Below are 25,787 nucleotides of genomic sequence, written 5' to 3' on the forward strand. Positions count from 1 at the left end.
ATTCCCCCAATCCACACCCGGCCCACAATGCTTTATCGTTTCGCCTTCGTAAAGGCGTACATGAAACCATATTCGCTTTGCGGGCCGTGATGCTGGCATCCATTCCCCGTCGAGCCGGAGAATGCAGATGATCCGCAAATCCTCTTATCTTCTTGCCGGCATCGCAGCACTTTGCGCGACTGGCGCGATCGCCAAGCAATGGGTCGATTATTCGCCGACCAAGGGTTTTTGGGAAATCAACGCGATCGAATGCGATCCCAACCATGTCGACGACTATCTGACCGGGCTGCGCCGCACCCAGGCGCCGGTGTTCGAGGCGCTGAAGCATCGCGGGCTGGTCGATGACTACAAGTTCCTCACCCGCAACGGTTATGTGAAGAATTCGCCCAGCGTCGTCATCATGGCGCATTTCACCAGCGCCGCCGCGCTGGAACCGAACAAGGCGCGCGACGAAGCGATCGAGAAGGAAATCACCGCCGGCATGAGCGACGCCGACGCGAAGGCCGCCGTCGCCGGTTACGAAAAGTATCGCACCTTCATCGACGACGCGACCTATCAGGAAGTGCGCTTCGCCAAATAACCCCGGCGCGCGCGGCCGTCACAACCGATCGAAATCGATCGGCGCGTGACGGTCCAGCGTGCGTGGTGCCTCCGGCATCGGATATTTGAGGCCGGTGGCGCAGTTGAACAGCACCACCTCCTCATCCTCGTCGACCTCGCCGTCGCGCAGCGCCTGACGATAGGCCGCGAGCGTCGCGCCGCCTTCGGGGCAGAGCAGCAGGCCATCCTTGCGCGCGCAATCGTCCACCGCCTGAAGGATCGCCGGATCGCCGACCGCGAGCGCCTTGCCCCCGCTCTCCCGCACCGCGCGCAGGATCAGGAAATCGCCGACCGCGCGCGGCACGCGGATGCCCGCCGCGACGGTATGCGCGTCCTCCCAGCGCTCGGCATGTTCCTCGCCCGCCTCGAACGCGCGGACCATCGGCGCGCAGCCCGCCGCCTGCACCGCATACATGCGCGGCCGTTCGCTGCCGATCCAGCCGAGCTTCTCCAGCTCGTCGAACGCCTTCCACATGCCGATCAGCCCGGTGCCCCCGCCGGTGGGATAGAAGATCGCCTTGGGCAGCCGCCAGCCGAGTTGCGCGGCCAGCTCCAGCCCCATCGTCTTCTTGCCCTCGATCCGATACGGCTCCTTGAGCGTGGAGAAGTCGAACCAGCGCCCCTCGCCCGCTCCCTTGCCGACGATCGCGCCGCAATCATCGATCAGGCCGTTGACGCGCCACACCCGAGCGCCCTGCATCGCGATCTCGCGGACGTTTACCTCGGGCGTGTCCTCGGGGCAGAAGACGATCGTCTCGATGCCCACGCGCGTGGCATAAGCTGCAAGCGCGGCCCCTGCGTTCCCGTTGGTCGGCATGGCGATGCGCTTGACGCCAAGCTCCTTCGCCATCGCCACCGCCATCACCAGCCCGCGCGCCTTGAAGCTGCCGGTGGGCAGGCGCCCCTCGTCCTTCACCAGCACGTTCGCGCCGCCAGCCTGCGGGATCGGAACGAGCGGCGTTTCGACCTCGCCGAGGCTCACGACATTTTCCGTCCGCCGCACCGGAAGCAGTTCGCGCCACCGCCACAGATCGGTCTCGCGCGCCGCCAGCGTATCGCGGCCCAGCGCAGCCTTCACGGCCGCCAGATCGTAGCGGACGAGCAACGGCCGCCCCGCGCGCGACAGGCCATGGAGCTGATCCGCCTCATAACGCTCGCCGGTCAGCGAGCATTCGAGATGCGTGACGAAGGTTGGCCGTTCAGCCGTGAGGTTTTCGTTCATCCGGTCAAAATCTCTCTTTGAAAACGCGCCGAAAGGCGAGTTTTGAGACCGCACCGGCCCGCTCCCCAACCCGCATCCCACCGGCATCATGGCTGGGAGGCGGGGTGAGGGCGCAGGCTGGTGCCGCGAAATGCGCTCGTCCGCGCATTTTCAAAAGAACGATCAGTCGGCGGTCTTGGCGACGCCCACCAGCGCCGGGCGGAGCAGGCGATCGCGGATCATCCAGCCGGATTGCATTTCCTGCACGATCGAGCCCGGCGCGGCATCGGCCGACGGAATCTCGACCATCGCCTGATGGCGATTGGGATCGAGCTGTTCGCCCAGCGTGCTGATCCGCGTGATGCCGTGGCGCTGGAATACATTGGCCAGCTCACGCATCGTCGCTTCAATCCCGGCGACGAGGCCCTTGAGCTTTTCGTCCTCGCGCAGTTCCGCCGGGATCGCGGCCAGCCCGCGCTCCATATTGTCGTTCACCGACAGGATATCGCGCGCGAAGTTGGTCGCGGCATAAGCGCGCGCATCGGCGGCGTCCTTTTCGGCGCGGCGGCGCACGTTCTGCACCTCCGCCTGCGCATAAAGCACCTGCTGCTTCGCCTCGGCGAGCGCGGCCTCCAGTTCGCCGGTCCGATCATGCTCTGCCACTTCGGGCGCCGCCTCGGCGGTCTCGTCGCGCAGATTCTCGGTCGTATTCTCGTCGGTCATCATATTCCTGTCTGTTGGCGGCTCACCCGATCAGGCGGGCGAGCGTCGCGGCCGTGAAATCCACCATGGGCACGACGCGCGCGTAGTTCAACCGCGTCGGGCCGATCACGCCCACGACGCCGACGACGCGGCCGTCCTGTCCGCGAAACGGTTTGGCGATCACGGAGGATCCGGAAAGCGCGAACAATTTCGTCTCCGCGCCGATGAAGATGCGCGTGGCATCGCCCGCGCGCGCCGAATCGAGCAGCGCCGCGATCTCCTGCTTGCCCTCCAGATCGTCGAGCAGATCGCGCACCCGCTCCAGATCGGCGGCGGCGGCATCGTCGAGCAGCCGCCCCTGCCCGCGCACGATCAGCACCGCGCGGCGACCGCCATCCTCGCTCCACACCGCGATCCCGCGCTGGATCAGCGCCTGCGCGGTCGCGTCGAGCGCGGCCTGTCCAGCGGCAAGCTCATGATCGATCCGCGCGCGCGCCTGTGCCAGCGTGAGGCCGGCGAGCGTCGCGGACATGTAATTCCCCGCTTCGATCAGCGCGGACGGGCCGACGCCCGGCGGCAGATCGATCACGCGATTCTCGACCGCGCCATCCTCGCTCACCAGCACCGCAAGCGCCTGTGTGGGAGACAAAGGCACGAATCCGATCGAGCGCAGCACCTGCTCATGTTTGGGCACCATCACCAGCCCGGCGCAGGCCGACAGCCCGGAAAGCGCGGCGGTGGTGGCGGCCAGCGCCTCCTCCACCGGGCCGCCGGCGGCCGCGCGCGCCTCGATCGCGGCGCGCTCCTCGCGGCTCGGCTCGGAAACCTGCATCATCCCGTCGACGAACAGCCGCAGGCCCAATTCGGTCGGCATCCGCCCGGCGGAAGTGTGCGGCGCGGCAAGCAGCCCGACCGTCTCAAGCTGCGCGAGCACGCTGCGGATCGACGCGGGCGACAGGTTCAGCCCCGCCTGCGCCAGGGTGCGCGACCCAACCGGCGTGCCGCTCTCCAGATAGCTATCGACCACGCGGCGGAAGATATCCCGCGCGCGATCGCTAAGCTCGGAAACGGGGGTGGCGGCGGTCATCGCCGGCTGATGTAGGACGGCGCGGGCATTGGCTCAACGGTCAGGACCGATCGACAATGAGTTATGGCACCGCAATCAAAAACCCAATGTCTCCGCCACCACCGCGTTGACGATCCGTCCCTTGTCGACGTTCAGCCCCTCTTTCAGCCCCGGATCGTCATCCAGCGCCGCCAGCCCCTTCGCCGCGAGCGCAAGTCCGTAAGGCAGCGTCGCATTGTTGAGCGCATAGCTCGATGTCAGCGGCACCGCGCCGGGCATGTTCGCCACGCAATAATGGATCACGCCATCCACCTCATAGGTCGGATCGGCGTGGGTGGTGGGATGCGAAGTCTCGAAACAACCGCCCTGATCGATCGCGACATCGACCAGCACCGCGCGCGGCTTCATCAGTTTCAGCATCTCGCGCGTCACCAGCTTGGGCGCGGCGGCGCCCGGCACCAGCACTGCGCCGATCACCACATCGGCCGTGGCGAGCGCCTCCTCGATCGCGGCGATGGTGGAAAAATGCGTATCCGCGCGCCCGTGGAACATGTCGTCGAGCTGGCGCAGCCGGCGCAATGAGCGATCGAAGATGCTGACGTTCGCGCCCAGCCCCGTCGCCATCCGCGCCGCATGGGTGCCTACCACGCCGCCGCCGAGGATCACGACATTGGCCGGCGCCACCCCCGGCACGCCGCCCATCAGCACGCCGCGCCCGCCCGATACGGCGCGCAGCGCGGTCGCGCCCGCCTCGATCGACAGCCGCCCGGCCACCTCGCTCATCGGCGCGAGCAGCGGCAGGCCGCCCGATGCATCGGTCACCGTCTCGTAAGCGATCGCGCTGACGCCGGATGCCATCAGCCCGCGCGCCTGATCGGGATCGGGGGCGAGGTGGAGATAGGTGAACAGGATCTGCCCCTCGCGCAATTGCACCCATTCGTGCGGCTGCGGCTCCTTCACCTTCACCACCATCTCGGCGCGCGCGAACACCTCCTGCGGCGTCGCGACGATCTCCGCGCCGGATTGCGCGTAAACCTCGTCACCCGCGCCGATCCCCGCCCCGGCGCCGGTCTCAACGATCACGCGATGCCCATGGTGGCGATATTCACGCACCGCGCCAGGCGTCAGCCCGACGCGGAATTCGTTGTTCTTGATCTCGCGAGGAACGCCGACCAGCATCTTGCCATCTCCTGTACGTAGCGCGCGCTATACTGCGGAGACCGGGCGAAATCCCGCCAAATCCCGATCTCGGCACGCCGGGCAGAAAATAATATCCGTTGATCGCCCAGCCGCGCGGTGCGACCCCTAAGCGCGATGACCCGGACCAACACCGCCCGGCAGGAGAGTCCTTCCGCCCGCTACGCCGAAGCGATCGCGCGCTTCCTGCGCGACCGCGCGCCGCGCCGCGATGCGCTGCTCCCCCTGCTCCACGCGCTGCAGGTCGAATTCGGATATATCGACGGCGCAATGGTCGTGCCGGTCGCCGCCGCGCTCAACCTGAGCCGCGCGGACGCGCATGGCGTCGTCACTTTCTATCACGATTTCCGCACTGCCCCCGCCGGCACGCACATCATCCGGCTGTGCCGCGCCGAAAGCTGCCAGGCGCGCGGCGGTGCCGCGATCGAGCGCCACGCGACGGAGCGGCTGGGGCTGAACATGGGCGAGACGAGCGCCGATGGCCGTGTAACGATCGAGCCGATCTATTGCCTCGGCCTGTGCGCCACCGGACCGAATGCGCTGGTCGATGGCCGCCCCGTTTCGCGCCTTGATGCAGCGAAGATCGACCGGATCGCGGCGGAGCTGCTGGCATGACGCGCGCCTTCGTCAGCTGCGACATGGCCTCTGTCGCGCTCGGCGCGGACGAGGTGGCGGCGGCACTCGCCACGCGTGGCGTCTCCGTGATCCGCACCGGCAGCCGCGGGTTGTTCCGACTTGAGCCGCTGGTCGAAATCGAAACGGCGGACGGCCACATCGGCTACGGCCCCGTCCAGCCTGACGAGATCGACGCGGTGCTGGATAGCACCCACCCCAACCGTATCGGCAACGTCGAGAACCTCCCCTTCTTCGCGCGCCAGCAACGCTTCACCTTCGCGCGCTGCGGCGTGATCGATCCGCTGAGCCTCGACGATTATGCCGCGCACGGCGGCTGGCGTGGGCTGGAAATCGCGCGCGGACGCCCCTCGCAGGCCGTGATCGACGAGGTGAAGGCAAGCGGGCTGCGCGGGCGCGGTGGCGCGGGCTTCCCGACGGGCATCAAATGGCAGACCGTGCTGGACGCGGCCGGGGCGGAGAAGTTCGTCGTGTGCAACGCCGATGAAGGCGACAGCGGCACCTTCGCCGATCGGATGCTGATGGAGGGCGATCCCTTCTGCCTGATCGAAGGGATGGCGATCGCCGCCCACGCGGTCGGCGCGGGGCGCGGGTTTATCTACATCCGCTCCGAATATCCCTTCGCGATCCGCACGATGGAGGCGGCGATCGCGCTCGCCGCCCCGCGCATCGCGCCGTTCGTGCTGGAGGTGCGCGTCGGCGCCGGCGCCTATGTCTGCGGCGAGGAAACCGCGCTGCTCGATTCGATCGAGGGCAAGCGCGGGCAGGTCCGCGCCAAGCCGCCATTGCCCGCGATTCAAGGGCTGTTCGGCCGCCCCACCGCAATCAACAACGTGCTGAGCCTCGCCGCCGTGCCGTTCATCATCGCGGAGGGCGCGGCGGCCTATGCGGCGGTCGGCTTCGGCCGGTCGCGCGGCACGATGCCGATCCAGCTTGCCGGCAATGTGCTGAACGGCGGGCTGTTCGAATGCGGGTTCGGCGTCACGCTCGGCGAACTGGTCACGGAGATCGGCGGCGGTACGGAAAGCGGCCGCCCGGTGAAGGCGGTGCAGGTCGGCGGCCCGCTCGGCGCCTATTTCCCCCCGTCGATGTTCCATTTGCCGTTCGATTATGAGGCATTCGCCGCCGCCGGCGGGCTGATCGGCCATGCCGGGATCACCGTGTTCGACGATACGGCGGACATGGCGCATATGGCCCGTTTCGCGATGGAATTCTGCGCCCACGAAAGCTGCGGCAAATGCACGCCGTGTCGCATCGGATCGGTGCGCGGCGTGGAGACGATCGATCGCATCACGGCGGGCGGTCGCACCGTGCCCGATGCGGTGGAGGCGCTGCCGCAGATGCGCAACGCGGCCCCCCGCCCCCGCTCGCGCGAGGAGGAAATCACCGTGCTGCGCGATCTTTGTGATACGATGAAATTCGGATCGCTCTGCGCCTTGGGCGGGTTCACCCCCTATCCGGTGCTCAGCGCGCTCGATCATTTCCCGCAGGATTTCGGCGTCGCCGCGCCGGAACCGGCGGCGACGGAGTAAGCGTCATGGCATGGATCGGCGAAAGCGACTTCGGCACCCCGCCGCCACGCGACACCGCCCGCACCGTTTCGCTGCGTATCGACGGGGAGGCGATGTCGGTGCCCGAAGGCACTTCGATCATGCGCGCCGCCGCGCTGCGCGGCACCAATATCCCAAAGCTGTGCGCGACCGATCGGCTGGAAGCATTCGGATCATGCCGCCTGTGCCTGGTCGAGATCGAGGGCCGCGCGGGCTATCCCGCATCCTGCACCACCCCGGTCGCCGAGGGCATGGTGGTGCGCACCGAGAGCGAGAAACTCGCGAAGCTCCGGCGCGGGGTGATGGAGCTGTATATCTCCGATCACCCGCTCGATTGCCTCACCTGCTCGGCCAATGGCGATTGCGAATTGCAGGATCAGGCCGGCGCGGTGGGCCTGCGCGACGTGCGCTATGGCTACGACGGCGCCAACCATCTTTCCGCCGGGAAGGATGAGAGCAATCCCTATTTCACCTTCGATCCGGCCAAGTGCATCGTCTGTTCGCGCTGCGTCCGCGCCTGCGACGAGGTGCAGGGCACATTCGCGCTGACGATCGACGGCAGTGGCTTCGCCTCAAAAGTATCGGCGAGCGCGGACGAGGGCTTTCTCGCCTCCGAATGCGTATCGTGCGGCGCGTGCGTGCAGGCCTGCCCCACGTCGGCGTTGATCGAGAAATCGGTCACCGCGATCGGCACGCCCGATCGCGCGGTCGTCACCACCTGCGCTTATTGCGGCGTCGGCTGCACGTTCCGCGCGGAAATGCGTGGCGAGCAACTCGTGCGCATGGTGCCGTGGAAGGATGGCAAGGCCAATCACGGCCACAGCTGCGTCAAAGGACGCTTCGCCTGGGGCTATGCCAATCACCGCGAGCGCATCCTTTCGCCGATGATCCGCGAGCGCGTGGACCAGCCGTGGCGCGAGGTTTCGTGGGACGAGGCGATCGCCCATACCGCGCGTGAGTTTCGCCGGATACAGGCGGCGCACGGCACCCGCAGCATCGGCGGCATCACCTCGTCGCGCTGCACCAACGAGGAGACGTTCCTCGTCCAGAAGCTGATCCGGCAGGGCTTCGGCAACAACAATGTCGATACATGCGCGCGCGTCTGCCACTCGCCGACCGGCTACGGGCTTCGCACCACCTTCGGCACATCCGCCGGCACGCAGGATTTCGACAGCGTGGCACAGGCTGACGTCATCATGGTGATCGGCGCCAACCCCACCGACGCCCACCCCGTCTTCGCCAGCCGGATGAAGCAGCGGCTGCGGGAAGGCGCGCGGCTGATCGTGGTCGATCCGCGCCGCATCGATCTGGTGCGCAGCCCGCATGTCGCCGCCGATCATCATCTTCCGCTGCGCCCCGGCACCAATGTCGCGGTGCTGACGGCGATGGCGCATGTCGTGGTGACGGAGGGGCTGGCCGACGAGGCGTTCATCCGCGAACGCTGCGATTGGGACGAATATGCCGATTGGGCCGCCTTCGTCGCCGAACCAGAACGCTCGCCGGAGGCGAGCGAGGCGCTGACCGGCGTGCCCGCCGCCGATCTGCGCGCCGCCGCGCGGCTGTTCGCGAGCGGCGGCAATGGCGCGATCTATTACGGGCTTGGCGTCACCGAGCACAGTCAGGGCTCGTCAACCGTGATGGCGATCGCCAATCTCGCGATGGCGACCGGCAATATCGGGCGCGAAGGCGTCGGCGTGAACCCGTTGCGCGGGCAGAACAACGTGCAGGGCTCATGCGACATGGGCAGCTTCCCGCACGAATATTCCGGCTATCGCCACGTTTCCGATCCCGCCACGCGTGCGCTGTTCGAGGATGCCTGGGGCGTTGCGCTCGATCCCGAACCGGGCCTGCGCATCCCCAATATGCTCGACGCGGCGACCGACGGCACGTTCCGCGCGCTGTTCATCCAGGGCGAGGATATCCTGCAATCCGATCCCAATACGCATCATGTCGCCGCCGGGCTCGCGGCGATGGAATGCGTCGTGGTGCAGGATCTGTTCCTCAACGAAACCGCCAATTACGCGCACGTCTTCCTGCCCGGATCGACCTTCCTGGAGAAAGACGGCACCTTCACCAACGCCGAACGCCGCATCCAGCGCGTGCGCAAGGTGATGGAGCCGTTGAACGGCCATGCCGATTGGGAGGTGGTTCAACTGGTGGCGCAGGCGATGGGGCTGAAGTGGAACTACACCCATCCGTCAGAGATCATGGACGAGATCGCCGCGCTGACTCCCACGTTCGCGCGTGTCGATTATGCCGCGCTCGATGAACACGGTTCGCTGCAATGGCCGGTAACCGATGCCGCGCCGAATGGTACGCCAACCATGCACATTGACGCTTTCGTACGCGGCAAAGGCAAATTCGTCGTCACCGATTACATCCCCACCGACGAAAAAACCGGCCCCCGCTTCCCGCTGCTGCTCACCACCGGACGCATCCTCAGCCAGTATAATGTCGGGGCACAGACCCGGCGGACCGAAAATGTCGCGTGGCACGATGAGGACCGGCTGGAAATCCACCCGCACGACGCCGAGAATCGCGGCCTCCGCGACGGTGATTGGGTGAGCCTGAGAAGCCGCGCGGGCGAGACGACTTTGCGCGCGCTGATCACCGATCGCGTCGCACCGGGCGTGGTCTATACGACCTTCCATCACCCGGATACGCAGGCCAATGTCATCACCACAGACTATTCCGACTGGGCAACCAACTGCCCGGAATATAAGGTGACTGCGGTGCAGGTTTCGCCCTCCAACGGTCCAAGCGAGTGGCAGCGTTCCTATGCTGAACAGGCGGAGCGCGCGCGGCGGATCGAGGCGGCCGAATGACCGGCATGATGTCCACCACCGATCGCTTGCTGCATATGGCGAACCAGATCGCGCGCGCCTTCGCGAGCAACGGTGAAGACAGCGCGATTGCGGCAACATGCGAGCATCTGCGACTTTATTGGGATCCGTTGATGCGCGGACGTATCGTTGCCTGCCTCGACACGTGCCCAGATGCCTTGAGCGACATCGCACGCGGCGCGGTGGAGCGGCTGCGCAACGAAGCCGCATAATCGAGGCGCATAGCGGTAATTAAACGTCGGCAAAGCGGTTGACCGCGATCATATTGCGGTGCAGCATCATCGGCATGGCCGAGCTTCCCGCGATCACCAACAACCCGGACGTGCGTTATCTCGGGCGCGTTCTGGGTGATGTCATTCGCGCGCTCGGCGGCGAGCGGCTGTTCGCTGCAACGGAGGCGATCCGCTCCGCCTCGGTCGAGCGCCATCGCGCGGGCGGGCCGCCAGTCGATCACCATCTTGAGGCGCTGACGCTCGACGAAACGCTCGATTTCGTGCGCGGCTTCATGCTGTTTTCGATGCTCGCCAACCTCGCGGAGGACCGGCAGGGCATCGCCGCAGAGGATGGCGCGGACGTCGCGGCCGTGCTCGACCGGCTGGCGCGCGAAGGCGTGGACAAGGCGGCGGTCGCGGCGCTGCTCGAACATGCGCTGGTGGTGCCGGTGCTTACCGCGCATCCCACCGAAGTGCGCCGAAAGTCGATGATCGATCATCGCAATCGCATCGCCCAACTGATGGCTTATCGCGATCGCGGCGTTGAAACGACGGCCGACGGCGATCGCGTCGACGATGCGATCATGCGGCAGGTGGCATTGCTATGGGAAACGCGCGTGTTGCGCCGCGAACGCCTGTATGTAGCGGACGAGGTGGAAACCGCGCTTAGCTATCTGCGCGATGTGTTCCTGCCGGTACTGCCCGCACTCTATCAGCGATGGGATCGCGCGATGGGTGCACGCGCGCCCTCTTTCCTGCGCCCCGGTAGCTGGATCGGCGGCGACCGGGACGGCAATCCCTTCGTCACCGCGGACTCGCTGCGCGCTGCGCTGGCCCGCGCAAGCGAGACGGTGCTGGTCCATTACCTCGATCAGCTTCACGCACTTGGCGCCGAACTGTCCATTTCGAACGAACTGGCACCGGTCGACGAGGCGGTGATGGCGCTGGCCGAAAAGAGCGGCGATCTCGCAGAAAGCCGCAGCGACGAGCCGTATCGTCGCGCAATCTCCGGCATCTATGCGCGGCTCGCTGTGACGCATCTGGCGCTAACCGGCAAATCTCCGCCACGTCCCGGCGTGCTGAAGGGCGAACCCTATCCCGATCCCGCCGCGTTGCGCGCCGATCTCGTCGTGCTCGCCCGCCCGCTTGCCATGATCGGTGGTGGATTAATCGCCTCGGGCGGGGCGATCGGGCGCCTGATCCGCGCGGTGGAGGTATTCGGGTTCCACCTCGCGACACTCGACATGCGCCAGAACAGCGCGGTGCACGAACGCGTCGTGGCGGAATTGCTCAGGGTGGCGGGCGTGTGCGACGATTATGCCGCGCTTGATGAGGATCAGCGCGTGATGCTGCTGCGCCACGAATTGTCCAGCCCGCGCCCTTTGCGGTCCCCTTATGCGGATTATTCGGACGAGACGTGTTCCGAACTCGCCATCGCCGCCGCTGCGGCAGAGGCTCACGCGCGCTACGGCGCGGGCGCAATCCGCCAGTATATCGTGTCGATGGCGAAATCGGTGTCTGACCTGCTTGAGGTCAATTTGCTGCTCAAGGAGGTTGGTCTCTATCGGCCGGGGCCGCCGGCCACCGCCGCGATAATGGCCGTACCGCTATTCGAAACGATCGAGGATCTGGAAGCCGCCCCCGCGATCATGGACGAATGGTTCGCGCTACCCGAAGTCCGCGAAATCATTGCCGCACGCGGGCATCAGGAAGTGATGATCGGCTATTCGGATTCGAACAAGGACGGCGGTTATCTCACCTCAACCTGGCAATTGTCTAAGGCATCGACCGCGCTGAAGCCCGTGTTCGAGGCGGCTGGCGTCAGGATGCAGCTTTTTCACGGGCGCGGCGGCGCAGTGGGGCGCGGCGGCGGATCGAGCTTCGCAGCGATCCTCGCGCAGCCCGCCGGCACTGTGCAGGGCCGCATCCGCATTACCGAACAGGGCGAGGTGATCGCCGGCAAATATGGCACGCGCGAAAGTGCCGCGACCAATCTGGAGGCGATGGCCTCCGCCACCTTGCTCGCCAGCCTCGAACCGGAACAGCTTTCGTCAGCCGAGAATGAAGCGTTCGGGCGAGCAATGGATGCCCTGTCCGACACCGCATTCCACGCCTATCGCAATCTGGTTTACGGCACGGAGGGTTTCACCACCTTCTTCCGGCAGATGACGCCGATCGCCGAAATCTCCGGTCTGAAAATCGGCAGCCGCCCAGCAAGCCGCACCAAAAGCCACCGGATAGAGGATTTGCGCGCGATTCCATGGGTGTTCAGCTGGGCGCAGGCGCGGGTTATGTTGCCAGGCTGGTATGGCGTCGGCCACGCCATCGCCGCCTACCCCGACAAGGCGCTGCTTGCGGAGATGGCGGAAGGCTGGCCGCTGTTCGCCGCAACGCTCGCCAATATGGAGATGGTGCTGGCGAAATCCGACATGGGGATTGCGGAGCGCTATGCCGGGCTGGTCGAGGACCCCGCGCTGCGCAACCATGTGTTCGGCATGATCCGCGATGGCTGGAAGCGCACGCATGATGGGCTGCTCGCGGTCACCGGACAGTCGCGATTGCTGGAGAAGGCCCCCGCGCTCGAATCCTCGATCCGGCTGCGACTGCCCTATATCGAGCCGCTCAACCTGCTCCAGATCGAGTTGATGAAGCGCCATCGCGCAGGCGAGCGCGACGAGCGCATCAGCCAGGGCATCCTGCTGTCGATCAACGCGATCGCCACGGCGCTGCGCAATTCCGGTTGAGGCCGATCGGAGCGCACTTGATCGGCGTCGCATTGGCGTTACCATCGCCACCCGACCAAAAAGGATGCCGATCATGCGCAAACTGATGCTTGCCCTGGGTGCGATGTCGCTTGCCGTTCCCGTCTCCATGGCTTTCCCGAGCAGCGACGCACAGGCCCAAACCTACAAGCACAAATATCGCGGCGTGAAACGTTGCCGTCGGTCGAGCGGTACGACCGGCCTTGTAGCCGGCGGCGTCGGCGGCGCGCTGGTGGGCAGCTCGGTGCTCGGCCATGGCGCGCTCGGCACGGTCGCGGGTGCGGCGGGTGGCGCGCTTGCCGGCCGCGCGATCGATCGCACGATGACCGCCAAGAAGCGTTGCCGCTATAGCTGATGCCGCTTGGGCGAGGCGGCGGGTAATCCTCCCTCCTCGCCATCAGCGCCGATTAGAAAATGCCCCGACGAGGCTATTTCGCGAAGCCCGGCGTCGTTCGTCGGCTGGCCGCTTCGGAGCGCGCTAATCCTCGAGGAACGGCGCCGCCACTTCGCGCCTGACGCGCAACAGGCGCCCGCTCGCGCGATCCAGCAACGCCCATGTCGTAACGCCCTCAACCGTCACCCGCCCGTCCGCGCCGATGAAACGGAAATGCCGATCAAAGCGCGCGCCATGCGGGACATCGGGCACCCACGTCTCGCCCGTCACCGCCTCACCCGCAGCGACATTGCCGCGATAGTCGATAGCGTGCCGCGTCACGACCCAGATGAACGCCTCGCGATGTTCGAGCGCTGCGACCGCTTCCCAATGCGCCACCGCGAGCTCCTGCGCCCAGCGCACCCATACCGCGTTGTTGACGTGACCGAGTTCGTCGATGTCACCGGGGGTGGCGACGAAGGGATAAGTGAAGCGCTTCACACCTTGCGCCAGTAGCGAAAGCCGAGGAAAGCGCCGGACGCGACGATCGCCGCGCCGAGCAGCACCAGCAACGTATGCGTATCCGGCTGCAACCGCCCGACCAGCTGTTCGAACCCGCGCCCGAAGACGAAGCCGAGGCTCGAAAAAATGATCCCCCAGACGATAGCCGAAGCGAGATTTACCGCCACGAACAGCCGCACGGGAACATCGGTGGTGCCGATCGCGATCGGGCTCACGGTGCGAAAGCCGTAGATGAAGCGAAAGGCGAAAATGAAGCCGATCGGATGGCGTTGAAGGAACGCGATCGCCTTTGCAAAGGCGGGCTTTTCATGCGCCTTGCGCACGAAGCGGTGATCGTGAAAGCGCCGCCCCAGCAGGAACCACAATTGGTCGGCGACAAACGACCCCGCCGCTGCCGCGGCCATAGCGCCGACCAGCGAAAACATTCCCCGATGCGCGAGAATCCCGCCGGCGACCACCACCGTCTCGCCTTCCAGCCCCGCACCGAGAAACAGCGCCGCGAGCCCGTATTTCGCGACGATGGCCTCGATCGTCATTTTTCGACGCCCAATTGCCATAGCACGAAGGCATGTTCCTCCGCGCCTTCATACAGGCTGTCGAACCGCCCGGATTTCCCGCCGTGGCCGGCACCCATATTGGTCTTGAGCAACAGCACGTTATCGTCCGTCTTGGTCGCGCGCAGCTTGGCGCCCCATTTCGCGGGCTCCCAATAAGTCACACGCGGATCGTTGAGGCCGCCCGAAATGAACAGCGGCGGATAGGCCTGCGCCTTCACCTGATCATAAGGCGAATAGCTACGGATCAACTCGAATGCCGCTTTGTCGGTGATCGGATTGCCCCATTCGGGCCATTCGCCGGGAGTCAGTGGCAATGTCTCATCGAGCATCGTGTTGAGCACGTCGACGAACGGCACATCGGCGATCACCGCGCCCCACAGTTCCGGATCGGAATTGACCACCGCACCCATCAGTTCACCGCCTGCCGAACGCCCGGCGATCGCGATCTTGCCCGCGCTCGTCCAGTCCTGTGCGATCAGCCCCTTCGCCACGTCGACGAAATCATTGAACGTGTTGGTGCGCTTCTCCAGCTTCCCATCGCGATACCATTGCTGGCCAAGATCATCGCCACCACGGATATGCGCGATAGCGTAGGCAAAACCGCGATCGAGCAGCGATAGGCGCCCGGTCGAAAAGCCCGGCGGGATCGCATGGCCATAAGCGCCATAGGCATAGAGATAGAGGGGACGCGATCCGTCCTTCGGAAAATCGGCCGGATAGACGATCGACACCGGCACCAGCGTCCCATCACGTGCCGCAATCTTCAGCCGCTCGGTGCGATATTTGGTTCCGTCGTAGCCCGACGGAATTTCCTGCACCCTGAGCGTCGTCATCGTGCCCGTTGCGACATCATAGTCATAGACCGTCCCCGGCGTGACCATCGATTCATAGCCGAGCCGCAGCACCTGCTGGTCATATTCGGGATTGTCGCCGAGACCGGCGGTGTAGCTCGCCTCGGGGAACGCGATCCGTTTGCCCTCGGTCGGCGCGTCATACCGGTGGATGGCGATCTGATCGAGGCCATCCTCACGCCCCTCCACCACGAAGAAGTCCTGATAGCATTCCACGCCGGTCATATAAAAATCCGGCGATGGCGCGATCAATTCGGTCCACTCACCCGGCGCCGCGATCGGCGCGGTGACCAGACGCCACATCGGATCGGTATCATTGGTGTGGATGAACAAAGTGTCGCCATGCGCATCCACGTCATATTCGCGGCCGGAAAGGCGCGGCGCGACCATGATCGGCGCGGCGAAGGGATCGTTTGCGGGGAGCAATCGCACCTCGCTTGTCACATGATCGCCGGTCGCGATCATGATCCACTTGCGGTCGCCGGTTTCGGAAACCGCGACGCGATAGCCTTCGTCGTCTTCGTGATACAGTTCCACATCCGCGGCCGGATCGGTGCCGATCCGGTGGAAGCGCGCATTGTCGGTGCGCCATTCCTTGTTGGCGAGGCCATAGAGGAAACCGGCGTCGTCAGCCGTCCACACGATATCGGAGAGCATACCGGGGATCACCTCGGGCAGATGTTCGCCGGTAATCAGATCCTTCACCCGGATTTCGAAACGCTCGGCACCCGAATCGTCGATCGCATAAGCGAGCTTGGTGCCACCATTCGACACTGCGAACGCGCCGAGCCGGAAATATTCATGCCCATCCGCCAGCGCGGGCTCATCGAGCAACAATTCGTCCGCTCCACCAGCGATCGGGCGGCGCCACCACTTGCGATATTGGCCACCGGTGTCGAATGCGGTCCAATAGAGCCAGTCCCCGTCCTTCTGCGGCACGGTGGCTTCGTCTTCCTTGATTCGCCCGCGCATCTCGGCGTTGATTCGCTCGGCCAGTGGCTTGAGCGGCGCCATTATTGTTTCGAAATAGGCGTTTTCCGCCTCGAGATAGGCGAGAATTTCCTTGTCCGTCACATCGGGATAGCCCGCATCCTTCAGCCAGGCCCATGGATCGTCGATTGTGATACCATGGCGGACGAACTGATGCGGCCGCGTCGCGGCCTGCGGAGGAGCGGGAAAGGTCATTCGCCCTCCATAACCGCCGTTCCGGACTTGTCGATGCGTTCGCGCTTAGCGATTGCGGTTTTTGCAATCATAAGGGCTTTGTTTGCATTTGCGAAATAATATGCTGCGATGCACAAGGATCAGGCCTTTCAGGCATCCTCTCCTAAAAACTTTCAAGGCCGGTCTCACGACTGGCCTTTCTTTTTGCCTAAAGACCTTGCAAAGGGGCTTTGCTGAGGCACGCCGAATCATAAAAAGATTTGGAGTGGAGCCGCCGGTAAAACCGGCACCGGCGGAGCAACAGTGCGGGGGATCGAGCGCCACGCCGCCCGGTCGCTCTCCCCCGTTTTGCCGATCTCGCTGACATAGCCAGCTTCATGAAAATCCTGCGAAATCCTTGCTTGCGCGATACCCGCAAGGTGGGCGATGCCCGCGCTCCAAGATATTTCACGAAGGATCGATCGATGGCCGGAGGCCTTGTCGCGCTGCTGGACGATATCGCCGTTCTCGCGAAGCTCGCCGCCGCAAGCTTGGATGACGTCGCCGCCGCGGCCGGCAAGGCGAGCGTGAAGGCGGCGGGCGTCGTGATCGATGATGCGGCGGTAACCCCGCGCTATGTCGTCGGCCTCTCCCCCGCGCGCGAACTCCCGATCATCGGCAAGATCGCGCTGGGGTCGCTGCGCAACAAGCTCATCTTCCTCCTTCCCGCGGCACTGCTGCTCTCTGCGTTCGCCCCATGGGCGATCACCCCGATCCTGATGGCGGGTGGCGCATATCTCTGCTTCGAAGCGGCGGAAAAGATTATCGAGGCGATTGGCGGCGGCGCACATGACGACGATCAGGTCGCCACCACCGACCCCAAGCATCTGGAAGATCGTCAGGTCGCTGGCGCGATCCGCACCGATCTGATCCTTTCGGCTGAGATCATGGCGATCGCGCTTTCCACGCTGGCGGATCAATCGCTCGTCAATCAGGCGGTCGCGCTGGCGCTTGTCGCCGTGGCGATCACCGCCGGCGTTTATGGCGTGGTCGCGCTGATCGTGAAAATGGATGATATCGGGCTGGCGCTCGCGCGCCGGCCCGGCGCTACCGCGCAAGCCATCGGGCGCGGGCTCGTCGCGGCGATGCCGTTGGTGTTGAGCGCGCTATCCAATATCGGGGTCGCCGCGATGCTTTGGGTCGGCGGCCAGATCATTGTGCATGGGCTGGAGCATTTTCACCTCACCCCGATTCCGGGCTGGGTACATCACGCGGCGGAGGCCGCGCGCGCGAATGCCGCAAGCGTGGGCGGCGTGGCAGCGTGGCTTACCGCCGCCTTACTGTCCGCGATCATGGGCCTTGTCGTGGGCAGCGCGATCGCCGGCGCGCTCCATGTCCTCCGGCGCTAACGTTCGCCGTGTCGGTCGGAGAAGGACGCACGCGGCAGAACGCGAGCCCCGGACCGATCATCCCCCGGCACATGCCCCCGCTACCCGGAGTCGGTTGAATCCGCCCGCTCTTCTGCCATGATCGCCGCATCACGGCCTGCGCCGATTCCAAGCAAACCGGAAACACCCATGTCCACCCATTCCGCCCGCCTAGCCGCCCTTCGCGAGCAGCTTTCCCGCCAGCGCCTTGATGGCTTCGTCGTTCCGCTCACCGATGAGCATATGAGCGAATATGTCGGCGCCTATGCCCAGCGGCTGGCGTGGCTCACCGGTTTTCAGGGGTCGGCCGGCACCGCTGCCGTGCTACCGGAGGACGCTGCGATCTTCACCGACGGCCGTTATACGTTGCAAGTGCGCGAACAGGTCGACGGCGGGGACTGGCAGTTCGTCGGCGTGCCCGAAACCAGCGTGACGCAATGGCTGGGCGAGCATGCGGCCAATGGCGCGCGGATCGGTTATGATCCCTGGCTGCACACCCGCCAATGGGTCGATGAAGCCGCTGCCGCGCTGGCCAGAATCGGCGCAACGCTCGTTGCGGTGGACGCCAATCCGGTCGACGCGATCTGGCCGGATCGCCCCGCGCCGTCCGACGCGACGCTTTCCGTGCATGACGATGCCCTTGCGGGGCGCTCCTCGGCCGACAAGCGCAGCGTGATCGCCGACTGGCTGGCGGCCGAAAAAGCCGACGGCGTCGTCCTCGCCGCACTCGATTCGATCGCGTGGCTGCTCAACGTGCGCGGCACCGATGTCGCACGTACTCCGGTCGCACTGGCCTATACGATCGTCAACGCGGACGGCACCGCCGATCTGTTCGTGGCGTCAGAGAAAATGAGTGACGCGGTGCGCCAGCATCTCGGCAACGCCGTACGCGTGCATGATCGCGCCGCTTTCGCTCCAGCACTCGGCGCGTTCGCGGGCAAGCGCATCGCGGTCGATCCATCGTTGTCGGTCGCGGCGATCCCGTTGGCGATCGAGGGAGGCGGGGGCACCGTGCTGCCGCTGCGCGATCCGGTAGTGATTCCCAAGGCGTGCAAGAACCCGGCGGAAGTCGCCGGCCATCACGCTGCCAGCCTCCGCGACGGGGCAGCGCTCACCCGCTTCCTGCGCTGGATTGCCGCCGAGGCCCCCAAAGGTGGCCAGACCGAGCTGTCCGCCGCCGCCCGGCTCCAGCAATTCCGTGAGGAAACGGGCGTCCTCAAGGATCTCTCCTTCGACACCATCTCCGCCACCGGGGCGCACGGCGCGATCCCGCATTATCACGTCACCGAGGAATCAAACGCACCGATCCTAACCGGCCAGCTCTATCTGATCGATTCGGGCGGCCAATATGCGGACGGCACCACCGACCTGACCCGCGTCGTACCGATCGGCGCCCCGACCGCCGAAATGCGCGATCGCTACACCCGCGTGCTGAAAGGCCATATCGCGCTCGCCACCGCTGTTTTCCCGCATGGCACGTCGGGGCAGCAGCTCGATGCGCTCGCCCGGCTCCCGTTGTGGCAGGCCGGGCTCGATTTCGCGCATGGCACCGGCCACGGGGTCGGCAGCTATCTTTCGGTGCATGAGGGGCCCGCGCGCATCGCCAAGCCGAGCTACGGCGGAGGCGGCCCGCAGGAGCCGCTGCGCGCCGGCATGATCCTCTCGAACGAGCCAGGTTATTACAAAGCAGGCGATTACGGCATCCGCATCGAGAATTTGTTGCTGGTCGTCGAGCGCGACATTTCTGGCGGCGAAACGCCGATGCTCGCGTTCGAGACGCTGACGCTGGCACCGATCGATCGCGATCTGATCAACGCCGCGTTGCTCAACGAGACGGAACTCGCGTGGCTCAACGCCTATCACGTGCGTGTCGCAGCGGAGCTGGGAACGGTGCTGGAAGGCGAAGATCGCACTTGGCTCGACGCACGGTGCCAGCCGATCACGCGCTGAGCTGTTAGCGCCGTGGCACGACGCTTCGTGTCGCGGCGCAGAATGCGTATGGGGATCGGGCCATGATTGCAGCGCGTGCAACTTGCCCGTTCGACAATATCGCGGTCACGTGAGGCGACTCGCGCAATCAGTTGATCAACTCTCCATCAACCAGCCTAGCGCTCCGCCGAATCGTTCGCGGCATTCGGCTGATTGGTGTTCTCGCTCGGCGAGGCAGGCTTGGCGCGCGCCTGTTCCTTGCGCTTCCTGAGATTCGCGCGAAGCTGCTCGGCAAGGCGCGCGGCACGCTGGTCGTCATTGTTTGACATACGATCTGCTATTGCGCGTGCGCGAACGCCTTGACAATGCCGCCGGCGTCGTCTCTAGGGCCCCCCTGTCCTTCGGGCCATGCTGCCGTAGCTCAGTGGTAGAGCGCATCCTTGGTAAGGCTGAGGTCGTGAGTTCAATCCTCACCGGCAGCACCATTTTTTCTATATGATCATCTAGTTAGCTCACCCCTACGGGGGAGACGACGAAAGTTTCTCGCCCGGCTGGCGCGCGGAGCGGTATGCGCGTCGATCAGAAAAATGACGCTGTCATCGCGGGGCAAGGCCTTGGCTGCGACTGGTTGATCGGTGTGCTCCGATCAATTCCAGCATATCGCGGGTAATTGTCTGCCGTCGCGGCAGCAGCATGGACTCCGCTGCACGAACGCGCATCGTCCAGCCACTCTTCACCACCAAGGATGCTGATAAGGGTGAGGACAGCTTATCCGACGTCCCCGATCGCCTCGGCCAGTGCGCGCAACTCCCCGGTCAGCGCTTCCAGGCGCTCGGCGCCAAACCGCGCGCGATAGGTTTCGAGTGTCGCGACGGTGTGGTCTGCGGTGGCGCTGATCAGTTTCGCCCCTTCGTCCGACAGGGTGACGATCGAACGTCGGCGATCATGCGGATCGTGCTCGCGCAGGGCCAGCCCGCGATCGACCAGATCCTTCAAAATGCGCGTGACGCTTGGCGCGTGGAGTTGCGCCGCCTGCGAAAGTCCGCTCGGATCGAGCGGACCAAGATCATTCAGCACACGCAACACACGCCACTGCTGTTCGGTGACGTCCACTTCCCGTAACATCGGGCGGATCGGCGCCATCACTGCTTCACGCGCCGCGAGCAACGATCCGGAGAGCGACTGGCGATAGGGCGGAAGCGTGGCGACGGATCGGGTCATTCTCGCATTATGACAGCGATCGAACCGGTCGCAAATCGCGCGAAGCATAAGATCGCGCCGACTTGCACCGAAAACGGCCTATCGCGCGCAACCAGCGCCCGTAAACATCAACTCAGCGGCGCGCCGACACGAGATTAAGCGCAATATTCGTCTGTCCCGGCTGTAGCGTGTTGCGCGTATCCGTGATCCACAGCAATTCGCCGCCGGCGGTGATTCGCGCGGATACCGCATAATTGTGCCGGAGATCGAGCCGCGCATTGTCATAACGCAGCGCGAACGGCAGCGGCACCTGACGCCCCTTCGCATCAATCGTAACCGACGCGATCAACGGCGCGGGCGCATCCGCCAGGCTGACATCCCGGATTTCCACCTCCAGCCGCGCATTGGGCGGCAGCGCGATCCGCTCGCGATAGGCGGCAGTGCCCGACAGCGTGGTCCAGGCGGCGGGTTGGTGAGCGTGCATTCCGCCATCTCCAGTCGTCGCACAGGCGGCGAGACCGATCAGCGGCGCCAGCATCAAAGCTCGTATCATGGTTCGTCCCTCGATTTCGCCACGGCTCATGCGCGACGGTCGCTGCATGCGCGCTGAACGCGGCTGATATTGCCCCCTTTGCCCGACAATCGCGATATTTTTTCGCGAGATGAGGTAGGGCTCCGCGCCATTGCTACGTCTAATCAAGCGAGCGAGAGCATAAGGGGCTGGAGATGAAGACGACCTATCTGATCGGCACGGCGCTGATCGCGATGGCGATACCGCAGGCGAATGTGGCGCTGGCGGAACCGATCACGACCGGGGGGGGCGGACTCCCCTCCCCCGCCGAGGCGTTTCCGACAGAGCCGGGCAGCGACTACTATCTCGCCAATTATGATGCTTACGAGAAATATCTGAAGGCGCTGGCGGCGCAATCGGATCGGATGAAGCTGATCGACATCGGCAAATCGGCCGAGGGGCGAACGATGTGGGTCGCGATCGTCTCTTCCCCCGCCAATCTGGCGAAACTCGATCATTATCGCGAGATCGCGCGCAAGCTCGCCAAGGCGGAAGGCGTGAACGAAACGCAGGCCAAGGCGCTCGCTGCGGAGGGCCGCGCGATCGTATGGATCGACGCCGGTCTGCACGCCACCGAAACGGTGACGACACAGAGCCAGATTCACGTGCTCTATCGGATGCTGACCGCGCAGGATGCGGAGACGAAACGCATTCTGGACGATACGATCATCCTGTTCGGCCATGACAACCCGGATGGGCTGCAACTCGTCGCTGACTGGTACATGCGCAATCCCGATCCGGCGAAACGCGAGTTCCGCAGCATTCCGCGCCTGTACCAGAAATACGTCGGCCACGATAACAACCGCGACAGCTTCATGGCGCAAATGCCGGAGACCGAGGCAGTCAATCGCGCGCTGTTCCGAGACTGGTTTCCACAGATCATCTTCAATCAGCATCAGACCGGCCCGGCGGGAATGGTCGTGTTCGTCCCGCCGTTCCGCGATCCGTTTAATTACAACTACTCGCCGATCGTGATGACGCAGCTTCAGGAACTTGGCGCGGCGATGCACAGCCGGCTGGTTTCGGAGGAAAAGGCAGGATCGGGAATGCGCAGCGCAGCGCCTTATTCGACCTGGCACAACGGTATGGAGCGATCGGTCGCCTATTTCCACAATTCGATCGGCCTGCTGACCGAGATCATCGGCGGCCCGACACCGGAGAAGATCCCGCTCGTCCCCGAGAACCAGCTCGCCCGCAATGACGAGCCCATGCCGATCGGGCCACGCGACTGGCATCTGAAGGACAGCCTGGAATATCAATGGTCGCTCGATCGCGCGGTGATGGATTACGCCTCGCGCAATCGCGAACGGCTGCTGATGAATTTCTGGCGGATGGGTGATCAGGCAATCGCGCGCGGCAATCGCGATAGCTGGACGATCACGCCGAATGATGTCGATGCGGTGAAGGCTGCTGCGGCCGGCAAGAAGGTCGCCACCGGCGACGACGATTATCGCGATACCCGCGCGGTCGATCCGGCGCTGTATAAGTCGGTGCTCAATGATCCGGCGAAGCGCGATCCGCGTGGTTATATCCTGACGCCCGATCAGCGCGACATGCCGACGACGATCGCTTTCCTCAACGCGCTGCTCAAGAACGGCGTCGATATCGAACGCGCCACGGCGCCGTTCACCGTCGCCGGCAAGCGTTATCCCGCCGGCTCCTATGTCGTGAAGACCGCGCAGGCCTATCGTCCGCATATGCTCGACATGTTCGAGCCGCAGGATCACCCGCATGACGCCGAATACCCCGGCGGGCCGCCCAAGGCGCCTTATGACATCACGGGATATACGTTGGCGTTCCAGATGGGCGTGCAGTTCGATCGCGTGCTCGACGGATTCGACGGCCCGTTCCAGCGGGTTACCGCCGATCTGCTCACCCCTCCGCCCGGCCGCCAGATCGGCAGCGGCAACGCGGGCTGGATCATCGGACACGAGGCGAACAACAGCTTCATCCTCACGAACCGACTGCTCAAGGCCGGCGTGAAGGTGAAATGGCTGACCGCCGCGACGAAGATGGACGGCAAGACGCTCGCGCCCGGCGCGATCTGGGTGCCAGCGTCATCCGAATCCGCGAGGATCGTCGGGGACTCTGCACCGCTCGGCATCGACGCCTATCGCATGGCAAAGGCGCCCGAGGGAGCCACGATCGCGCTCAAGCCGGTGCGTGTCGGGCTGGTCGATCATTATGGCGGGGTGATCCCGTCAGGCTGGACCCGCTGGCTGCTCGAACAATATGAATTCCCGTTTACGGTTATCTATCCAAAGGAACTCGACGCGGGGAATCTCAACGCGAAATACGACGTGCTGCTGTTCGCCGATGGCACCTTCGCTGGCCCGCGCAACGGCGCGTACAAGGCGGGCTACGCAAACGCCGGGCCGAAGCCGGAGGATATTCCGGCGCAATATCGCGAGTGGCTCGGCGAGGTGACGGCCGAAAAGACCGCGCCGCAGGTGGATGCTTTTGCCAAGGCCGGCGGTACGGTCATCACCGTCGGCGGTGCCAATTACCTCGCTTCGCTGATTGCGCCCGCGATCCAGCCCGCACTGGTGACGAAAAAGGCCGATGGCACGCTTAGCGCGCTTTCCGCCAAGGATTTCTACATCCCCGGCTCGCTGATCGAGGCGAGCGTCGATCCCACCAAGCCGCTCGCCTTCGGCATGACGCCGAAGGTCGATATGTTCTTCGACAAGAATCAGCCTTTCACGCTCGGCGCGGGCGCGACCTCAATCGCGTGGTTCGATTCGGTAACGCCGCTCCGCAGCGGCTGGGCGGTCGGACAGGACAAGTTGAAGGGCACGGTCGCGATCGCTGATGCCGATATCGGACGCGGCAAATTGTTCGCGATGGGCACCGAGGTGACGCAGCGCGCGCAGCCCTATGCGACGTTCAAATTGCTGTTCAACGGCATCCTTTACGGCCCGGCCGCGGCGGCCACACGCTGAACGGGATCGGCGGAGCACGCTCGCTCCGCCGGCACCCATTTTCCCCGCGACAACTTCCCGCTACGGCAGACTCATGCACTTCTTTTCCGACAATGTGGCGCCGGTACATCCGGCGGTGTTCGCCGCGATGCAGGCGGCCGATACGGTCGATTCCGGCTATGACGGCGATCGGCTGAGCAAGGCACTTGACGCGCGCTTCTCCGCGCTGTTCGGCCGAGAGGTCGCGGCGCTGTGGGTGCCGACCGGCACGGTCGCCAACGGCATCGCGCTGGCCACGATCTGTCCGCCTTATGGCGGCGTGATCTGCCACAATGAAGCGCATATCCAGAACGACGAATGCGGCGCGCCAGAATTCTATACCCATGGCGCGAAGCTGCTGCTCGCGGGTGGCGCGGATGCGCGGATGACGCCCGAGACGGCGGCGGCAGTCGCAGACGCGATTCCGGATGATGTCCACCGCGTTCAGCCGCGCGCACTTTCGCTGACCAATGCGACCGAACTCGGCACGGTCTATTCACCCGCGCAGGTCGCCGCCCTGTCTGCGCTTGCAAAGGCGCGCGGCTGGCGGGTGCATATGGATGGCGCGCGGTTCGCCAATGCGCTCGTCCACCTTGGCTGCTCCCCCGCCGATCTGACAGAGGGCGTGGACGTGCTAAGCTTCGGCTTCGTCAAAAACGGTGGCCTGTCGGCGGAAGCGCTGGTGTTCTTCGATCCCACGCTGGCCGATGACGCGCGGCGACGGCGCAAGCGCGGCGGGCATCTGTTGTCCAAGGGGCGCTATCTCGCGGCGCAGCTGCATGCGATGCTGGAGGATGATCTGTGGCTCGCCAATGCCCGCACCGCGAATGCGGCGGCGGCGGAACTGGCGGGCGCGGCGCGCGGGCGGCTGATCCACCCGGTCGAGGCGAACGAACTGTTCCTGCGCATGACGCCGGCGGAGGCGGAGGCCCTGCGCGCGCAAGGCTATGGCTTCTACGACTGGAGCGACGGCGTGATCCGGCTCGTCACCCACTGGGCCAGCCCGATGGCGGAAGTGCATGCGCTGGCGAAGGCCATCGCCGCGCTCTGATCACTCACCGATAAGATGCACCGCCACGTGCCGCCGGTGGGCGGCGCGGCGGTGTTCGAACAGATAGACGCCCTGCCACGTCCCCAGTGCCGGCCGGCCGCCGATCACCGGGATCGACAGGCTGGTCGCGGTGAGCGCGGCGCGGAGATGCGCGGGCATGTCGTCCGGCCCCTCGTCGTCATGTTCGTAAGCGGTGCTTTCCGGCGCGATCCGCGCGAAATAGCGTTCCACGTCGCGTCGTGCCGCCGGCGCCGCATTTTCCTGCACCAACAATGACGCGGAGGTGTGGCGCACGAACATCGTCACCAAGCCGGCGGCGATCCCGCATTCCGCCACCCAGCGGCACAGGGCATCCGTGAATTCGTGCAGCCCCTGCCCCGGCGTCTCAATTACCAGCTCGGTCGTCGCCTGTCGCATCGGAGCCGCTTGCCGGAAAC

At 65.1% G+C, this 25,787-nt stretch carries 22 protein-coding genes and 1 tRNA gene; 12 read left to right on the forward strand and 11 right to left on the reverse strand.

What is annotated here, in order from left to right; translation table 11 throughout:
* Positions 1-127: 127 nt before the first annotated feature.
* Positions 128-580 carry a hypothetical protein gene (locus P0Y64_02975; GenBank protein WEK43807.1) on the forward strand — a complete coding sequence of 151 codons (453 nt, stop codon included), beginning with the start codon at positions 128-130 and terminating at the stop codon, positions 578-580.
* A gap of 18 nt (positions 581-598) precedes the next feature.
* Here the strand turns inward: P0Y64_02975 and P0Y64_02980 are convergent, their stop codons facing one another.
* From P0Y64_02980 to ald, 4 genes are all read right to left on the reverse strand, one after another.
* Positions 599-1,822 carry a threonine synthase gene (locus P0Y64_02980; protein WEK43808.1) on the reverse strand — a complete coding sequence of 408 codons (1,224 nt, stop codon included), beginning with the start codon at positions 1,820-1,822 and terminating at the stop codon, positions 599-601.
* A 162-nt stretch (positions 1,823-1,984) separates the two neighbouring features.
* Positions 1,985-2,524: a nucleotide exchange factor GrpE gene (grpE, locus tag P0Y64_02985; GenBank protein ID WEK43809.1), complete on the reverse strand. Its 540-nt coding sequence runs from the start codon at positions 2,522-2,524 to the stop codon at positions 1,985-1,987.
* Between the two features lie 22 nt (positions 2,525-2,546).
* A complete protein-coding gene (hrcA, locus tag P0Y64_02990; GenBank protein ID WEK43810.1) occupies positions 2,547-3,590 on the reverse strand; it encodes a heat-inducible transcriptional repressor HrcA in 1,044 nt (347 codons plus the stop codon).
* A gap of 75 nt (positions 3,591-3,665) precedes the next feature.
* Positions 3,666-4,748, reverse strand: coding sequence for an alanine dehydrogenase (gene ald, locus P0Y64_02995; GenBank protein WEK43811.1), 1,083 nt, complete (start codon positions 4,746-4,748; stop codon positions 3,666-3,668).
* Positions 4,749-4,883: 135 nt separating this feature from the next.
* Here ald and P0Y64_03000 point away from each other — a divergent pair, with 135 nt between their 5' ends.
* The 6 genes from P0Y64_03000 (at position 4,884) to P0Y64_03025 (ending at position 13,121) form a co-directional block, all read left to right on the forward strand.
* Positions 4,884-5,381, forward strand: coding sequence for an NAD(P)H-dependent oxidoreductase subunit E (locus P0Y64_03000; protein ID WEK43812.1), 498 nt, complete (start codon positions 4,884-4,886; stop codon positions 5,379-5,381).
* Entirely contained in the window at positions 5,378-6,931 is a 1,554-nt protein-coding gene (locus tag P0Y64_03005) for an NADH-ubiquinone oxidoreductase-F iron-sulfur binding region domain-containing protein (GenBank protein ID WEK43813.1), read from the forward strand. Before P0Y64_03000 ends, P0Y64_03005 begins: the two co-directional genes overlap by 4 nt.
* Before the next feature lie 5 nt (positions 6,932-6,936).
* Positions 6,937-9,774 (forward strand): formate dehydrogenase subunit alpha, encoded by a 2,838-nt coding sequence (gene fdhF, locus P0Y64_03010; protein ID WEK43814.1) that lies wholly within the window; start codon positions 6,937-6,939, stop codon positions 9,772-9,774.
* A complete protein-coding gene (locus tag P0Y64_03015; protein ID WEK43815.1) occupies positions 9,771-10,004 on the forward strand; it encodes a formate dehydrogenase subunit delta in 234 nt (77 codons plus the stop codon). Before fdhF ends, P0Y64_03015 begins: the two co-directional genes overlap by 4 nt.
* Before the next feature lie 74 nt (positions 10,005-10,078).
* Positions 10,079-12,748, forward strand: coding sequence for a phosphoenolpyruvate carboxylase (gene ppc / locus P0Y64_03020; GenBank protein ID WEK43816.1), 2,670 nt, complete (start codon positions 10,079-10,081; stop codon positions 12,746-12,748).
* 73 nt (positions 12,749-12,821) lie between these two features.
* Complete coding sequence (locus P0Y64_03025) at positions 12,822-13,121, forward strand: hypothetical protein (protein WEK43817.1); 300 nt, start codon at positions 12,822-12,824, stop codon at positions 13,119-13,121.
* A 123-nt stretch (positions 13,122-13,244) separates the two neighbouring features.
* On the opposite strand, the gene P0Y64_03030 is transcribed toward P0Y64_03025, so the two are convergent.
* The 3 genes from P0Y64_03030 to P0Y64_03040 are packed head-to-tail and all read right to left on the reverse strand — an operon-like array spanning position 13,245 to position 16,254.
* The gene (locus tag P0Y64_03030) at positions 13,245-13,640 is read right to left on the reverse strand and encodes an acyl-CoA thioesterase (GenBank protein WEK43818.1); all 396 of its coding nucleotides are present in this window, start codon (positions 13,638-13,640) and stop codon (positions 13,245-13,247) included.
* Positions 13,637-14,197, reverse strand: a complete 561-nt coding sequence (locus tag P0Y64_03035; protein WEK43819.1) for a DedA family protein — start codon at positions 14,195-14,197, stop codon at positions 13,637-13,639. Before P0Y64_03035 ends, P0Y64_03030 begins: the two co-directional genes overlap by 4 nt.
* Positions 14,194-16,254: a S9 family peptidase gene (locus tag P0Y64_03040; GenBank protein WEK43820.1), complete on the reverse strand. Its 2,061-nt coding sequence runs from the start codon at positions 16,252-16,254 to the stop codon at positions 14,194-14,196. Before P0Y64_03040 ends, P0Y64_03035 begins: the two co-directional genes overlap by 4 nt.
* Positions 16,255-16,697: 443 nt before the next feature.
* Between P0Y64_03040 and P0Y64_03045 the strand changes: the two genes are divergently transcribed.
* Together P0Y64_03045 and P0Y64_03050 are read left to right on the forward strand one after the other, a co-directional pair.
* Complete coding sequence (locus tag P0Y64_03045; protein WEK43821.1) at positions 16,698-17,621, forward strand: DUF808 domain-containing protein; 924 nt, start codon at positions 16,698-16,700, stop codon at positions 17,619-17,621.
* A gap of 168 nt (positions 17,622-17,789) precedes the next feature.
* Positions 17,790-19,589, forward strand: a complete 1,800-nt coding sequence (locus P0Y64_03050) for an aminopeptidase P family protein (protein WEK43822.1) — start codon at positions 17,790-17,792, stop codon at positions 19,587-19,589.
* A gap of 155 nt (positions 19,590-19,744) precedes the next feature.
* Here the strand turns inward: P0Y64_03050 and P0Y64_03055 are convergent, their stop codons facing one another.
* Positions 19,745-19,897 carry a hypothetical protein gene (locus tag P0Y64_03055; protein WEK43823.1) on the reverse strand — a complete coding sequence of 51 codons (153 nt, stop codon included), beginning with the start codon at positions 19,895-19,897 and terminating at the stop codon, positions 19,745-19,747.
* Between the two features lie 81 nt (positions 19,898-19,978).
* On the opposite strand from P0Y64_03055, the gene P0Y64_03060 reads away from it, so the two are divergent.
* Positions 19,979-20,053, forward strand: a tRNA-Thr gene (locus P0Y64_03060).
* Between the two features lie 283 nt (positions 20,054-20,336).
* On the opposite strand, the gene P0Y64_03065 is transcribed toward P0Y64_03060, so the two are convergent.
* Both P0Y64_03065 and P0Y64_03070 read right to left on the reverse strand, forming a co-directional pair.
* Positions 20,337-20,789 carry a MarR family transcriptional regulator gene (locus P0Y64_03065; protein ID WEK43824.1) on the reverse strand — a complete coding sequence of 151 codons (453 nt, stop codon included), beginning with the start codon at positions 20,787-20,789 and terminating at the stop codon, positions 20,337-20,339.
* Positions 20,790-20,901: 112 nt separating this feature from the next.
* Positions 20,902-21,306 carry a YbaY family lipoprotein gene (locus P0Y64_03070; GenBank protein ID WEK43825.1) on the reverse strand — a complete coding sequence of 135 codons (405 nt, stop codon included), beginning with the start codon at positions 21,304-21,306 and terminating at the stop codon, positions 20,902-20,904.
* A gap of 188 nt (positions 21,307-21,494) precedes the next feature.
* Between P0Y64_03070 and P0Y64_03075 the strand changes: the two genes are divergently transcribed.
* Both P0Y64_03075 and P0Y64_03080 read left to right on the forward strand, forming a co-directional pair.
* Entirely contained in the window at positions 21,495-24,281 is a 2,787-nt protein-coding gene (locus P0Y64_03075) for a M14 family metallopeptidase (GenBank protein WEK43826.1), read from the forward strand.
* 73 nt (positions 24,282-24,354) lie between these two features.
* Positions 24,355-25,350, forward strand: a complete 996-nt coding sequence (locus P0Y64_03080; GenBank protein ID WEK43827.1) for a beta-eliminating lyase-related protein — start codon at positions 24,355-24,357, stop codon at positions 25,348-25,350.
* On the opposite strand, the gene P0Y64_03085 is transcribed toward P0Y64_03080, so the two are convergent.
* Positions 25,351-25,767 (reverse strand): secondary thiamine-phosphate synthase enzyme YjbQ, encoded by a 417-nt coding sequence (locus P0Y64_03085; protein ID WEK43828.1) that lies wholly within the window; start codon positions 25,765-25,767, stop codon positions 25,351-25,353.
* Between the last annotated feature and the right edge of the window lie 20 nt (positions 25,768-25,787).

The organism is Candidatus Sphingomonas colombiensis (assembly GCA_029202845.1).
In the GTDB taxonomy this organism is placed as follows: domain Bacteria; phylum Pseudomonadota; class Alphaproteobacteria; order Sphingomonadales; family Sphingomonadaceae; genus Sphingomonas; species Sphingomonas colombiensis.